Here is a 14,356-nt window from a genome sequence, read left to right as displayed (position 1 = left end):
TCACCTGCCCCCCCCTCCGAAGGAGGCCCCACCATGACCGCCACCCAGGACCCCGCCCATCAGGACCCCGGCCACCAGCCCCAGAAGAAGTACGGCGCGCACGACATTCCCAGTTACCTCGACCCGAACAACCTCGGGCCGTACGAGATCTACCTCGAACAGGTCGAGCGGGTCACGCCGTACCTGGGCAAACTCGCGTACTGGGTCGAGACGCTCAAGCGGCCCAAACGCATCCTGGTCGTGGACGTGCCCATTCACCTCGACGACGGCACGGTCGCGCACTTCGAGGGCTACCGCGTGCAGCACAACACCTCACGCGGCCCGGCCAAGGGCGGCGTGCGCTTTCACCAGGACGTGACCCTCAGCGAGGTCATGGCGCTCTCGGCGTGGATGACCGTCAAGAACGCCGCCGTGAACCTCCCGTACGGCGGCGGCAAGGGCGGTATCCGCATCGATCCGCGCGGGTACTCTGCCGGGGAACTCGAACGCCTGACCCGCCGCTACACCACCGAGATCGGCCTGATCATCGGCCCGGAAAAGGACATTCCCGCGCCGGACGTGAACACCAACCCGCAGACCATGGCCTGGATGATGGACACGTACTCCATGAACGTGGGCCGCACTGCGACCGGCGTCGTGACCGGCAAACCCGTGTCGCTGGGCGGCAGCCTGGGCCGCGCGGACGCTACCGGGCGCGGCGTGTTCGTCTCGGGCGCCGAGGCCATGAAGAAACTCGGCATGCCCCTCGAAGGTGCGCGGGTGGCCGTGCAGGGCTTCGGGAACGTCGGTGAGGCCGCCGCGCGCATCTTCCATGAGCACGGCTCGCGGATCGTGGCCATTCAGGACGTGACCGGCTCGGTGTACTCCAGCGCCGGCATCGACCCGGCCGCCGCGCTCGGGCACCTGCGCCGCTCCGGCTTCATCCTGGGCCTGCCCGGCACCGAGGAACTGAAACGCGACGAGTTCTGGGACGTGGACTGCGACGTGCTGATCCCCGCCGCCCTGGAAAAACAGATCACGCTGGACAACGCCGGGCGCATCAAGGCCCGCCTGATCGTCGAGGGCGCCAACGGCCCCACCATTCCCGCCGCCGACGACCTGCTCGCCGAGCGCGGCGTGACCGTCGTCCCGGACGTGCTGGCCAACGCGGGCGGCGTGACCGTCTCGTACTTCGAGTGGGTGCAGGACTTCAGCTCGTTCTTCTGGACCGAGGACGAGATCAACAAACGCCTCGACCGCATCATGAGCGAAGCCTTCTTGAGCCTCTGGGCCGTCAAGGAGCAGCACGGCGTGACCCTGCGCACTGCCGTGTACATCGTCGCCTGCACGCGCGTTCTCGAAGCGCGCGCCCTGCGCGGCCTGTACCCGTGAGGGACGATGGTTGAACGTTGATGGGAGACGGAGCGCGGGAACGACTCCGGCACCCATCGACGTTCAACCATGGAACCTGCCCAGCAGGGCAAGCTCATCCGGACTGCCGTCTGTTTCGCTGACAGTCCGGAACTTCACCGGATTGCCAACTCCACGCCCGGAACCCGCTTGTCTTCCACTCGCTTGTCTCCCACTCGCTTCGCTCGGATTGAAGGGACTGCAAAGCCCCTTCAATCCGAGTCCGTATCAGTACAGTTTGCCCAGCACGTCGTCTTTCATGACGAAGGAGTTCTCGCGGGTGGGGAAGGCGCGGGCGCGGACTTCGGCGGCGTAGGTTTCGATGGCCTCGCGGGACAGGCGGCCCACCTCGGCGTAGCGTTTGGCGATCTTCTTGTCCTCGCCCTCGTACACGCCCAGCAGGTCGTGTGTGACGAGCACCTGCCCGTCGCAGCCCACGCCCGCCCCGATGCCGATGGTGGGCACGCTCAGGCGTTCGCTGATCAGGTTCGCCAGTCGTGCCGGAATGGCCTCCAGCACCACACTGAACGCCCCGGCGGCCTCCAGCGCCACGGCCCCTTCCAGGGTCGCGCGGGCTGTCTCGTCGTCCTTGCCCTGCACGCGCAGGCCACCCTGCGCGGTCGCGGTCTGCGGCATCAGGCCCACGTGACCCATCACGGGAATGCCGTTGCGGGTCAGGGTCTGCACCACCTGAAGGATTTCGGGCGTGGCGCCCTCCATCTTGATGGCGTCCGCGCCCGTCTCCTGAATGACCCGCACGGCGCTGCGCATGGCGTCCTGCACGCCCGTGTGGTACGTGCCGAACGGCAGGTCCACGACCATGAACGTGCCGGGAGCGCCGCGCCGCACCGCGCGGGCATGGTGGATCATGTCGCCCAGCGTGACCGGCGCGGTGCTGTCGTAGCCCAGCACCACGTTGCCCAGGCTGTCGCCCACCAGGATCAGGTCCACGCTGGCCGCCTCGGCGTGCCGCCCACCGGGGTAATCGTAGGCAGTGACCATCACCAGCGGCGCGGCGGAGTGCTGCAACTCCGGAATGCTGCGTTTCATGCGGGCAGGGTAGCAGGTCACGCCGCGCGCTTCTGGACTGCGCCCCCCTCGCTCCGATCGGATTGAACGGTTTGTGCAGACTGTTCAACCACGGTCCGGGTCAGTCTTCGATGTCGGCGAGGTTCATGGCGCGCAGTTCGGGGGCCAGGGCGGCCGTGACGGCCACGACGATCAGCGTGACCACGCCGCCCACCCAGACGCTGCGGCCCGTGCCGAGCAGCCGGGCGGCGACGCCACTTTCGAACGCGCCGAGTTCATTGCTGGCTCCGATGAACATGCCGCTGACGGCGTTCACGCGGCCGCGCATGTGATCCGGGGTTTTCAGTTGCAGCGTGGCGTTGCGGATGACCATGCTGATACCGTCGAACAGGCCAGCGGCGATCAGGGCGGCCACGCTGAGCATGAAGTTCTGGGACAGACCGAACACCACCATGCACACGCCGAAGCCCGCCACGGCCAGCAGCAGGGTGCGCCCGGCGCCCTTGCCGGGCGGGCGGCGGGTGGCGTACAGCATGACGGCCAGGGCGCCCACGCTCGGCGCGGCGACCAGCACGCCCAGCCCGGTCGGCCCGACCCGCAGGATATCGCTGGCGAACACCGGCAGTAGGGCGACCGCGCCGCCGAACAGCACGCTGAACAGGTCCAGTGCCATGCTGCCCACCAGCACCTGCCGCGCCATCACGAAGGCCAGTCCGGCCTTGATGCTGTCCACGAACGCCTCGCCGGGTGTGAAGGCCGGAAGGGGTTTGGGTTTCACGTACGCCACGCACGCCAGCGACACGGCCAGCAGCGCGGCCGCGAAAGCGTACGCCCCGGCCGGACCGACCGAGGCGTACAGCACGCCGCCCAGCGCGGGACCGATGATGGCGGCGGCCTGCCACGCACTGGACCGCCACGCACTGGCCCGCAGCAGCAGCTCACGCGGCACGACCTGCGCCTGGAAGGCCGGGAGGGCCGGGTCGGAAAAGCCGCGTGCGATTCCCAGCGTAAAGATCAGCGCCAGCAGCGGCCAGATGCCGTGTTGCGGCGCGTGCGGGGCGTACAGCGTGAACAGAACGGCGCACAGGACCTCCACGCTGATGGTGGCCAGCAGGATGCGGCGGCGGTCATTGCGGTCGGCGACCACACCGCCCAGCAGCGCGAGGCTCAGGGCCGGGATCGCCTCGACCAGCCCCAGGATTCCCAGCGTCAGGGGGTCTTTCGTCAACTGGTACAGCTGGTACGCGACGGTCAGGGCGACGGCGCGGCTGGCCAGGGTGCTGGTCACCGCGGCGACCAGCATGGCCCGGAATTCCGGCAGGTGCAGCACGTTGGCGGGCAGGGCAGAGGCGGGCGCGGGCTTCACGTTCCGCAGTGTAGGCCCGCGCCGGAACCGACCCGCCCCTAAGGGCCTTACCCGCCCTTGATGACCTCACCGTACTGGTGGAGCACGAGGTAGATGATCCAGCCGGTCACGGCCACGTACAGCCACACCGGGACCGTCCAGCGCACCCACGCGCGGTGCCGGTTGAAGTAGCCGCGCGCCGCCGGGGCGTCGATGTTCCCCAGGTTCCCGGCGGCCTTCAGGCCCTTGACGGCGTTCCACAGGGCTCCCAGGGCCAGCGGCAGGTTCAGGGCGGCCAGGATAATGTGACTGATCAGCAGCGCGAAGTACGCCGTGCGCCACTCCTCGGGTCCCGCGTACTTCTTCTCGTAGCCCAGGCCCAGGCGGGTCAGGTACAGGACCAGGAAGATGGTCGCCAGGGACGTGGCGACGATCATGGCGCGCATGTGCGCCTCACGCATGCCGCGCCGGATGAGGTACACGCCCACACACAGGGCCAGGCCGCTCAGGACGATCGTGATGACCGCCCACTGGTTGATCGTTTCCGCCATATCGGCCTCAGTGTACGGGGCGGGGTGCAGGGCAGGTGTCCGCCGTTCCCGGGGCGGCGGGGGACAATCGGCTGCCAGGGGAGGCGGGTAGAATGCGAGGCGCTGACCGCCGCCCCGCCAGGGTGCCCTGGCGGCGAGGAAGGTGAAACATGAGTGGAACGCTGACAGTTCCCCGCGCGGCTGCGGGCGCTTGGCTCCCCCGGCTGGCCTGGGCGGCTCTGATCTATAACGTGCTGGTGATCCTGTGGGGCGCGGTCGTGCGCATCAGCGGGGCCGGGGCGGGCTGCGGGGACCACTGGCCGCTGTGTAACGGCGTGGTCGTCCCGCAGAGCCCCACGCTGCACACGGTCATCGAATTCAGTCACCGCCTGACCAGCGGGGCCAGTGGCCTGCTCGCCATCACGCTGGTCTTTCTGGCATTCCGTTCCACGGGGCGCGGGCACCCAGCGCGCTTCGGGGCTGCCCTGAGCCTGGGCCTGATCATCCTGGAGGGACTGGTCGGCGGCGTGCAGGTCCTGCTGGGCCTGACCGCCCAGAGTACCGATCCGGCGCGCGGATTCGTGCAGGGCGTCCACCTAGCGAACACGTTCCTGCTGCTGGGCGCGCTGCTGCTCACGGCGCTGTGGGCGTCGGGCGCGCCGGGCCTGCGGCTGCGGCGTCAGGGGCTGGTGGGCGCGTGGAGCTACGTGGGCCTGGGCCTGCTGCTGGTGCTGGGCATGGCGGGCGCGGTCACGGCGCTGGGCGACCTGCTGTTCCTCCCGGCCGACGGCAGCACGCCCATCGAGACGGTCAAGCGTGACTTCGCGGGGACGGCGGGCGTGATCGAGAACCTGCGGGTGGTGCACCCCATGCTGGCCGTGCTGACCAGCGCATTCCTGGTGTGGCTGGGCGTGTTCCTGCGCCGCGAACGGCCGGGCGCCGAGACGAACCGCTGGAGCGCGGCCGTGTGGGCGCTGCTGGCCGCGCAGATGGTAGCGGGCTTCTCGAACGTGGCCCTGAAAGCCCCGGCGTGGATGCAACTGACGCACCTGCTGCTGGCGTGCGCACTGTGGCTGGTGACGGTTATGCTGGTGTACCGCGCCCTGAGTGCGCTGCGGGTGCAGCCCCGCGCGGCGGGCCACAGCACCCCGCCCGCCGGGCAGGGCCGATCAAGGGAAGTGAACGTATGACGACCGAATCCATTCCGGCGAACGCCGGAGCCCCACGGGCGCGCGCCACCTGGCGCGACTACCTGTCGCTGACCAAGCCGAAGGTCATCAGCCTGCTGCTCTGGACGACCGTGACGGCCATGTTCATGGCCGAGCGCGGCTGGCCGGGCGGGTGGCTGCTGCTGGTGGTCAGCGTGGCCGGGTACGCCTCGGCAGGCTCGGCGGGCGTGTTCAACATGATCATCGACCGCGATATCGACATCAAGATGGCGCGCACGGCGCAGCGGCCCACGACCAGCGGCCTGATCAGCACGCGCAGCGCCGCGATCTTCGGCGGGACCCTGCAGGTGCTGTCATTCGTGATGCTGTGGGTGTGGGCCACGCCGCTGGCCGCCTGGATGAGCCTGGCGGGCTTCCTGACGTACGTGGTGGTGTACACGCAACTGCTCAAGCGCAACACTTGGCACAACATCGTGCTGGGCGGCGCGGCCGGATGCTTCCCGCCGCTGGTGGGCTGGGCGGCCGTGACAGGCGAGCTGAACCTGTTCGCGTGGTTCCTGTTCGCCATCATCTTCTTCTGGACGCCCGTGCACTTCTGGGCGCTGGCCCTGATGATCAAAGAAGAGTACCGCGAGGTCGGGATTCCCATGCTGCCCGTGGTGCACGGCGACAAACTGACGGTCGCACAGATCGGTCTGTACGCCATCTACACGGTGGTGCTATCGCTGATGCCAGTGTTCTTCCGCGAGGTAGGCGTGATCTACTTCGTTGCGGCGGCCGGGCTGGGCGCGTGGCTCCTGGTGCTGTCGTGGCGGCTGTACCGGCACGTCATGGGCGGTCACAAGGTCGAGCGGCGCGTGGCCGTGCCACTCTACCTGTACTCGATGCTGTACCTGGCGCTGCTGTTCGTGGCAGGCGCGGCAGACCGCATGGTATTCGCTCACCTGCTGTAATACGGACTCGGATCAATGGGCTGCAAAGCCCATTCAATCCGAGTCCGTATGAGCCCTCCGGCGTTCTTCCGGGTTGCCTGCGAAGCGGACGCAAGCTCTATCAGGCGAGGCTGTGGGGTGTGGTGGGCGTGTCGGTCAGGGCGGCGTACACGAAGGTGCGCAGGTCGTCGCGGACCCGGTCGGGGGAGAGCAGCAGCTGGGTCATGAAGATCACGGCGAGATCCTCGACCGGGTCGATCCAGAAGTACGTGCCGGCCGCGCCGCCCCACGAGTAGTCCCCGGCGTTTCCGGCGCGCATGGTGCGCACGGGGTCCAGCGTGACCGCGAATCCCAGTCCGAAACCCACCCCGGCGGCGCTGGATTCAGGTACGGCGATGGGCGAGAGGGCCATGCGGGCCAGGTCGGCCCCGCCGGGCAGGTGGTTGCGGGTCATGAGTTCCAGGGTCTTGGGGCTGATCAGGCGCGTGCCGTCCAGTTCGCCGCCGCGCAGGAACAGGCGGCACAGCCGCAGGTAGTCGGCGGCCGTCGAGACGAGCCCGCCCCCGCCGGACACGAAGCGGGGCGGCCGCGCGAAGCGTCCGGCAGCCGGGTCGAACAGCACGCGTCCCTGCGGGGTCAGGGCGTAGCAGGGCATGAAGCGGGCCAGTTTGTCGGCCGGAACCTCGAAGGCCGTGTCGGTCATGCCCAGCGGCCCGAGGATGCGGCTGTGCACGAACGTCTCGAACGGCTGTCCGCTCAGGCGTTCGATCACGTACCCGAGCACGTCAGTGGCGGCCGAGTAGTGCCAGTGCTCGCCCGGCTCGTGTTCCAGCGGCAGGTCCGCCAGGGCCGCGACGAATTCCGGCAGGGTGGTTTTCACGCCCAGGCCCAGCTGACGGTACGTGGCGTCCAGGTGCCCGCCCTGCTGAATGTGGTAACTCAGGCCGGCCGTGTGGCGCAGCAGGTCCACCATCTGCATGGGGCGGCGCGGCGCCTTGCGCGTGAAACTGCCGTGCGTGCCGCCGGTCCACACGCCCAGCTTCGACCACTCCGGCAGGACGCTGCTGACCGGGTCGCTCAGGGTGGTCAGGCCGTCCTCGACCAGCATCATGAACGCGAGGCTGGTGATGGGTTTGGTCATGGAGTAGATGCGGAAGATGTGATCGTCCCGCAGCGGCACGCTTCCCTCCACGTCCGCGAGGCCCTGCGCGTGCTGGTGCACGGTCTCGCCCCGGCGGTACACCAGGGTCAGGGCGTTCGGAAGGATGCCGGTGTCCAGGTACCGGGTCTTCAGGTGCGCTTCCCAGCGGGCGAGACGCTCCAGTGACACGCCCTGCCGGACAGCCGGGACCGCCGGGGAGGTCATCAGACGCCCAGGTACGCGCTGCGCACGCGGTCGTCGGTCATCAGCGCCTGCTGCGGGCCGTCCAGCGTGATCTGGCCGCCCTCGAGCACGTAGCCACGGTGCGCGATGCCCAGCGCCGCGAAGGCGTTCTGCTCGGCCAGCAGCACCGAGACGCCATCGTTGTTCACGCGCTGCACCGCCTGGAACACCTGTTCAACGACCAGTGGTGCCAGGCCCAGGCTGGGTTCATCCAGCAGCAGCAGTTGCGGGCGGGCCATCAGCGCGCGGGCAATGGCGACCATCTGCTGCTGCCCGCCGGACAGGCTCCCGGCGGGCGCGCCGCGTTTTTCGACCAGCGCGGGGAACAGTTCGTAGATGCGTTCCAGTTCCCGCGCGGTGCCGCTGGCGTCCCGGCGGTGCACGAAGGCTCCCAGGCGCAGGTTCTTCTCGACGCTCAGGTCCGGGAACAGCAGGCGGCCTTCCGGGCACTGCGCCACGCCGTGCGCCACGTTGAACTCCGGGCGGCCGGTCGTGAGGGCCGTGCCGTTCCAGGTGGCGCTGCCACCGCTGGAGCGTTGCAGGCCGCTCAGGGTGCGGAACAGCGTGCTCTTGCCCGCGCCGTTCGCGCCGAGCAGCACCACGATCTCGCCGGGCTGCACAGTCAGGTTCACGCCGCGCAGCGCCATGAAATGCCCGTACTTCACGCTCAGGTCGCGGACCTCAAGCATGCGCGCCTCCCTTGTCCAGCGTGAGGTCTGCCGGGGTGGTCTGGCCCATCTGACCGCCGTGCGCGTGCGACCCGAGGTACGCCTCGATCACGGCCGGGTCGCGGCTGACCTGCGCGGGCGTGCCCTGCGCGATCTTCTGCCCGTGGTGCAGCACCACGATGCGGTCCGCGAGGCCCATCACGAGGCTCATCTTGTGTTCCACGAGCGCGACCGTCAGGCCGCCCGCCACCAGTTCGCGGATCAGGGCCATCAGGTTCACGGTCTCCTCGGGGTTCATGCCGGCGGCCGGTTCGTCCAGCAGCAGCAGTTTCGGGTCGCTGGACAGCGCCATGGCGATCCCGACGCGTTTCTGCCCTTCCTGCGTGAGTGCCCCGGCGGGCAGGTGAGCCTGCGCGGCCAGTCCCACGCGGGTCAGGGCCTGTATGGCCCCGTCGCGGCTGCCTTGCACGTCCTGCCGTTCACGGCCGGTCCGCAGCAGCGCGTCGAGCAGCCCGGCGCGCGTGCGGACCCGGTGGCCGATCATGGCGTTTTCCAGCACCGACAGTTCCCGGTAGATGGTGGTCGTCTGGAAGGTGCGGGCAATGCCGCGCGAGACGACCTCATGCGTTTTCAGGCGCGTGATGTCCTCACCGGCAAAGCGGATGCTGCCCGAGGTCGGCTGGTAGAAGCCGCTGATCAGGTTGAAGAAGGTGCTCTTGCCCGCGCCGTTCGGCCCGATGATGGCTGTGATCTGCCCGGTGGGAATGCTGGCCGTCACGTCTTTCACGGCGTCCAGTCCGCCGAAACGGATGCCGAGGTCCTGAACGTCAAGCACGGTTGACCTCCTTGGTCTGGTCGGGGGACTGATCGGGGGACTGATCGGGGGTCTGATCGGGGGTCTGTGCGGGCGGCGCGGCGCGGCGGGCACTCAGTCGGGCACGCAGGCGCGCCCACAGGCCCGCCAGTCCGTGCGGAGCGAACATGACCAGCAGCACCAGCATCGGCCCGAACACGATGTACTGGTAGTCTTCCAGTCCCTTGAGGGTCTGGGTCAGGCTGTAGATGATGGCCGTGCCGACCAGCGGCCCCGCCAGCGTGCCCAGCCCCCCCACCAGCAGGTACAGCAGCACCGTGAAGGTCGTGGTGGGTCCGGTCACGGCGGCGCCCAGGAAGCCCACGAACACGGCGTACAGGCCGCCCGCGAAGCCCGCGATGGCGGTCGAGAGCATCATGGCGCGCAGCTTGTGCGTGAACACGTTGATCCCGGCGCTGCGGGCAAGGTCCTCGCCGCCCCGGATGGCGATCAGGGACAGGCCGAAGGTGCTGTAGCGGGCGCGCGCGACGACCAGCACCGTCACGGCCAGACTGACCAGCGCCAGCAGGTAGAAGCCGCTGGAGAGCTTCAGGCCCAGCGCCTTCGAGAACGCCTCCAGTCCGGCCGGGGGCATCACGCCGTTCAGGCCGTCGTTCCCGCCGGTCAGGGCGTCCCACTTGTTGATGACCAGCATGATGATCACGCCCACGCCCAGCGTGAAGATCGAGAAGGCGTCCCCTTTCGTGCGGAACGCCACGAGGCCCAGCAGCAGCCCCACCAGTGCGCACAGCGCCACGGCGACCGGCCACGCCAGCCAGAAACTCCAGCCGACTTTCAGGGTCAGGATGCCCACCGTGTACGCCCCGATCCCGAAGAACCCGGCGTGCGCCAGCGGTAGCAGCCCGGTGAAGCCCAGCATCACGTTCAGGCCGTACGCCAGCATGGCCCAGATCATGATGTTCACGCCGATGTCCAGCGCGTACCCGCTGGGACTGAACAGCGGCACCAGCGCCGCCAGGATGAACAGTGCCGGCCAGATGACCCGGCCCACACTCAGGCCTTTCCCTCTTTTAGCTCCGTTCACGTTCACGTGCCCCTCTGAAACAGGCCCTGCGGGCGGATGGCCAGCACGATCACCAGCATGGTGAACCCGATCAGGTCCGCGAAGTCCAGGCTGATGTAGAAGCCGCCGAACACCTCGGTGAACGCCAGCAGGAACGCGCCCACGATCGCGCCGGGCACGCTGCCCATGCCGCCCAGAATGATGATCGCGAACACCTTGAGGTTCATGACCTCACCCATGGCGGGCGTGACCGCGTTGATCGGCGCGACGAGCGCCGCCGCTACCGCCGCCAGCGCCCCGCTGATCGCGAAGGTCAGCATGCCCACCCGGTTGGTATTGATGCCCACCATCCGCGCGCCCTCGCGGTTCTGACTCATGGCCTCGATGGTCGCGCCGGTCAGGGTGCGTTTCAGGAAGAAGTTCAGGCCCCACATGACCAGCAGGCTGGCCACGATGATCAGCAGCCGCTGCCACGTGAGGGTCACGCCGCCCAGATTCAGGATGCCCGGCAGTGGCTCGGCAATCTGCTTGAAGTCCGGCCCGAACACGCTGGGGTGCGAGATCAGCGCCTCCAGAAAGAACAGGACCCCGATGGCCGCGATCATGGGATGCACGTGCGGCGCGTCACGCAGCGGGTAGAAGATCAGGCGTTCCAGCAGCGCGGCCAGCAGCGCTACGCCCAGCGCCGCGATGATCAGGGCCGGAACGTACCCCACGCCCAGGCGGTCTAGCGACGCGTAGGTCAGGTACGCGCCGAGCATGTACAGGCCGCCGTGCGCGAAGTTCGGAACGCGCATCACGCCGTACACCAGCGTGAGCCCCAGCGCGACCAGGGCGTACACGCCGCCCAGCGCCAGGGCATTGAAAAGTTGTTGCAGCACAATGGTCAAAACAGGACTCCTTCAGGGGTGGAAGTTCGCCGTTACGGGCGTGCGGTCAGGCCAGCTATCGCCAGCGCAGCTATCGCCAGAGCAGTCACGGCCAGTACAGCGAACAGGCAGCAGAGAGCGGGAGGCGTAAGAAACGGGCGCGCCCGGCAGATAGCGGGGCGCGCTCGTGCAGTCCAGAAGAGTCCGGGAACGGCGGTTGCCGGCACCGCGAGAGGGTACCCCGGCCCGAGCGACTTACTTGAAGGTCTTGGTCAGGCGCAGACGGGTGTATTTGCCGTCCTTGACGCTCGCCACGATGAACTCGGAATCCATGTGGCCGTTGGCGGTCACACCGTACAGCTTATACACGCTCTTGTTCCGCGGGATCGCCTTGGCAGCGTCGTTCAGCTTGGCGCGGATGGCGGTGGCGTCCGTGGTCGTACCAGCCAGTTCCATGGCCTTGGCCAGCACGTTCACCCCCATGTAGTTCATCGCGGCTTCACTGGTGGGGGGCTTCTTGTACAGGCGCTGGTACTGCGCGACGAACACCTGCGTGCCTGGGAATTCCGTGATGGGCAGCACGCCCACGCTGCCGTTCAGGTACGCGCGCGGCACGATGGTCTCCATCTGCTCGAATTTCGGCTGATCCATCATGATGAACCCGCCCTTGAAGCCCTGCTCGCGCGCGGCCTTCACGACCAGCGCGGTCGGCTGGCTGGGCCCGCCGATGAACATCACGTCGGGTTTCTCGGCCAGCGCCTTGGTAACGGCGCTGCTGTAATCCACGGTGGTGTTGTAATCCACCCCGTTGTTCCCGCCGACCGTGCCGCCCTGCTTTTTCCACTCGCCGCTGATCGACTCGGTCCACTGCTTGCCGTACGCGCTGGTGGTGCCGACCAGGGCCAGTTTCTTACCGAAGGCTTTCATCTGCGTGCTCACGAACGGCTGCAGGTAGTTGTCGTAGCGGGGGGGCAGCATGAAGGTCATCGGGTTGTTCGCGTCGAGGATCTTCGGTTCGCTGGAGTACGCCACCAGCAGGAACTGCGGGTCGCGGGTGGTCATGGGCTGCACGGTCAGGATCCCACCGGCGTGCGGCACGAAAATGATGTTGATGCCCTGACTGGTCAGGCGCTTGACGTTGGTGGCCGTCTCGTTGGGCAGGTAACGGTCATCGAGGGCCACGAGTTTGAAGGTGACCTTCTCGCCCTTGACGGTCATGCCGGACTTGTTCAGCTCGCCGATGGCCATGTCAAGGCCGCTCTGGACATCCTTGCCGTAGAAGGCCGCGCCACCCGACAGGGGAGCAGAGAAGCCGATGTTCACGACCTGATCGGCCAGGGCGGACCCGGCCATGACGGCGAACAGGGTAGGAAAAAGGAGACGTTTCTTCATAGGGACCTCCCGCTGCCAGCGCGGTAAGGACACCAGCTGTCCTACCTGAAACGCTGAACACAGTACAAGTTGTGGGTGCAGACCATGGTTGCACGGGACTGGAAGGGTGTCAATCACGCATGTCACGGTCGGTCTACACTGGACGCCCGTTTCATACCCTGGCGGGGCCACCCGGCCGGCAGGCCCTCAGCCCCGTCTGGTACGCGCTGCGCGCCACTCTGCAAAGGGGCGTCTGCTGTTCCTACTCGCATTCGCTCGGACTCATCCGGACTCCGGGTTGAAGAGGCTGCCAAGACCCTTTCATCCGAGCGAAGCGAGTGGGAGCAGGGCGGGTTCCGGACGTGGAGCTGGCCATCCGGCGACCTTCTGGGTTGTCGGCGATACAGCCGCAGTCCATATCAATCGGCGCAGGTCCGAATCAACCGCAGTTCGTATGATCCTGCCTGTTCCGCCCCCGCCCAGTCGCGCCCGGCGGGTTCTGCGCGGATGATCTACACTGATGAGCTGTGACCGACTTCGCTCCCGACCCCGCACCCACCTCTGCTCCCACCCGCAACACGGCCCCCCGCAGCCGCGCCCGCATGCTGGAACTGGTCTTTCCCAAGGACACCAACTACCACGGCACAGCTTTTGGCGGCTGGGTCCTGTCCCTGATGGACAAGGCCGCCAGCATCGCCGCCGTGCGGCACGCCGGGGGGAACGTCGTGACTGCCCGCATGGACGGCGTGGACTTCCACGTGCCCATCCGCGTGGGCGACGCCGTGGCCCTCGACGCGCAGGTCGTGAAGGTCGGGCGCAGCAGCATGACCATCCGCGTGGACGTGTACCGCGAGGACATGCCCACCGGCGAGCAGGAACTCGCCACCACCGGGTACTTCGTGTTCGTGGCACTCGACGATCACCGCCGCCCCCGGCCCGTCCCCGCCCTGGCCGACGGGCACGACAGCAGCAGCGTCCACCCGGACCACCAGGCCCGCCCTTGACCTCCTCCACCCCGGCCGCGCTGCACCTGACCCTGGTCCGCCACGGCGCGACCGACTGGAACGGCGCGGGCCGCTGGCAGGGCTGGACCGACACCCCCCTGGGCGCCCTGGGCGAAACGCAGGCCGCGAGCCTGCACGCCCGGCTGCGGGGGCGCGCCTTTGACCAGACGCACAGCAGCGACCTGAGCCGCGCCGCCCGCACCGCCGAACTGACCCGGCCCGGCCAGCCCCTGACCCTCGACCCCCGCCTGCGCGAACTGAACTTCGGGCAGTTCGAGGGCGTCACCACCAGCGAGGTCCAGGCTGACCCCGCCTACCACGACTGGCAGCGCGACCCCTGGACCCTGCCCGCCCCCGGGGGCGGCGAGAGCCTGCAACAGGTCGGCGAGCGGCTGCGCGACTGGGCCGAAGAACTCTCGCCGGGCCGCGTGATCGCCTTTACGCACGGCGCCGCCATCCGCGCCCTGCTGTGCGACCTGTTCGACTGGCCCGCCCGGCCCGTTCCCGGCTACGTGCTGCCCTTCAACTACCAGCTGGCCCACACCAGCCTCAGCACCCTGACCCGCACGCAGGGCCGCTGGACCCTGGTGACCTACAACGACCACGCCCACCTCGAAGGTAGCTGACCGGGCAGGTCTGATACGGACTGCCGCTCCACTGCGCCACAATCGAGAAAGCGCCGCCTGCGGCTCCATCCCGCGAAGTCCGTCTACTGACATCTTTCAGTTCTAAGCCACATGCTGGCGAGTGCCGTCCCAGACGGCTAAAATCCGTTCCATTTCTCTTTCC

At 68.1% G+C, this 14,356-nt stretch carries 14 protein-coding genes; 5 read left to right on the top strand and 9 right to left on the bottom strand.

The features are described 5' to 3' along the window. The first annotated feature begins 33 nt into the window (after positions 1–33). Complete coding sequence (locus QZ271_RS03680; protein ID WP_291429079.1) at positions 34–1,371, top strand: Glu/Leu/Phe/Val dehydrogenase; 1,338 nt, start codon at positions 34–36, stop codon at positions 1,369–1,371. Positions 1,372–1,617: 246 nt separating this feature from the next. Here the strand turns inward: QZ271_RS03680 and panB are convergent, their stop codons facing one another. The 3 genes from panB to QZ271_RS03665 all read right to left on the bottom strand — a co-directional run bounded on the left by panB (position 1,618) and on the right by QZ271_RS03665 (position 4,314). Then, entirely contained in the window at positions 1,618–2,439 is an 822-nt protein-coding gene (gene panB, locus QZ271_RS03675) for a 3-methyl-2-oxobutanoate hydroxymethyltransferase (RefSeq protein WP_273989541.1), read from the bottom strand. A 100-nt stretch (positions 2,440–2,539) separates the two neighbouring features. Continuing rightward, positions 2,540–3,784, bottom strand: coding sequence for an MFS transporter (locus QZ271_RS03670; RefSeq protein WP_291429075.1), 1,245 nt, complete (start codon positions 3,782–3,784; stop codon positions 2,540–2,542). A 47-nt stretch (positions 3,785–3,831) separates the two neighbouring features. Continuing rightward, positions 3,832–4,314, bottom strand: coding sequence for a DUF420 domain-containing protein (locus QZ271_RS03665; RefSeq protein WP_291429073.1), 483 nt, complete (start codon positions 4,312–4,314; stop codon positions 3,832–3,834). 149 nt (positions 4,315–4,463) lie between these two features. Between QZ271_RS03665 and QZ271_RS03660 the strand changes: the two genes are divergently transcribed. Both QZ271_RS03660 and QZ271_RS03655 read left to right on the top strand, forming a co-directional pair. Continuing rightward, the gene (locus QZ271_RS03660) at positions 4,464–5,483 is read left to right on the top strand and encodes a COX15/CtaA family protein (RefSeq protein ID WP_291429072.1); all 1,020 of its coding nucleotides are present in this window, start codon (positions 4,464–4,466) and stop codon (positions 5,481–5,483) included. Then, a complete protein-coding gene (locus QZ271_RS03655) occupies positions 5,480–6,415 on the top strand; it encodes a heme o synthase (protein WP_291429071.1) in 936 nt (311 codons plus the stop codon). Before QZ271_RS03660 ends, QZ271_RS03655 begins: the two co-directional genes overlap by 4 nt. Positions 6,416–6,515: 100 nt before the next feature. Here the strand turns inward: QZ271_RS03655 and QZ271_RS03650 are convergent, their stop codons facing one another. From QZ271_RS03650 to QZ271_RS03625, 6 genes are all read right to left on the bottom strand, one after another. Further along, complete coding sequence (locus tag QZ271_RS03650) at positions 6,516–7,760, bottom strand: serine hydrolase (RefSeq protein ID WP_291429069.1); 1,245 nt, start codon at positions 7,758–7,760, stop codon at positions 6,516–6,518. Beyond that, positions 7,760–8,467 carry an ABC transporter ATP-binding protein gene (locus tag QZ271_RS03645; RefSeq protein ID WP_291429067.1) on the bottom strand — a complete coding sequence of 236 codons (708 nt, stop codon included), beginning with the start codon at positions 8,465–8,467 and terminating at the stop codon, positions 7,760–7,762. The genes QZ271_RS03650 and QZ271_RS03645 overlap by 1 nt, the downstream gene beginning before the upstream one ends. Next, positions 8,460–9,281, bottom strand: coding sequence for an ABC transporter ATP-binding protein (locus QZ271_RS03640; protein WP_291429064.1), 822 nt, complete (start codon positions 9,279–9,281; stop codon positions 8,460–8,462). The genes QZ271_RS03645 and QZ271_RS03640 overlap by 8 nt, the downstream gene beginning before the upstream one ends. Beyond that, complete coding sequence (locus tag QZ271_RS03635) at positions 9,274–10,344, bottom strand: branched-chain amino acid ABC transporter permease (RefSeq protein ID WP_291429155.1); 1,071 nt, start codon at positions 10,342–10,344, stop codon at positions 9,274–9,276. The genes QZ271_RS03640 and QZ271_RS03635 overlap by 8 nt, the downstream gene beginning before the upstream one ends. 2 nt (positions 10,345–10,346) lie before the next feature. Continuing rightward, the gene (locus QZ271_RS03630; protein WP_291429063.1) at positions 10,347–11,213 is read right to left on the bottom strand and encodes a branched-chain amino acid ABC transporter permease; all 867 of its coding nucleotides are present in this window, start codon (positions 11,211–11,213) and stop codon (positions 10,347–10,349) included. A gap of 234 nt (positions 11,214–11,447) precedes the next feature. Then, complete coding sequence (locus QZ271_RS03625; RefSeq protein WP_291429061.1) at positions 11,448–12,584, bottom strand: ABC transporter substrate-binding protein; 1,137 nt, start codon at positions 12,582–12,584, stop codon at positions 11,448–11,450. A 581-nt stretch (positions 12,585–13,165) separates the two neighbouring features. Between QZ271_RS03625 and QZ271_RS03620 the strand changes: the two genes are divergently transcribed. Next, the gene (locus QZ271_RS03620; RefSeq protein ID WP_291429153.1) at positions 13,166–13,567 is read left to right on the top strand and encodes an acyl-CoA thioesterase; all 402 of its coding nucleotides are present in this window, start codon (positions 13,166–13,168) and stop codon (positions 13,565–13,567) included. Next, positions 13,564–14,193: a histidine phosphatase family protein gene (locus QZ271_RS03615; RefSeq protein ID WP_291429059.1), complete on the top strand. Its 630-nt coding sequence runs from the start codon at positions 13,564–13,566 to the stop codon at positions 14,191–14,193. The genes QZ271_RS03620 and QZ271_RS03615 overlap by 4 nt, the downstream gene beginning before the upstream one ends. Positions 14,194–14,356 lie beyond the last annotated feature (163 nt).

It is taken from the genome of Deinococcus sp. (genome assembly GCF_018260555.1).
In the GTDB taxonomy this organism is placed as follows: domain Bacteria; phylum Deinococcota; class Deinococci; order Deinococcales; family Deinococcaceae; genus Deinococcus.
Note: the sequence above shows the minus strand (reverse complement) of the source record. Positions and strands in the feature narration are given on the sequence as shown.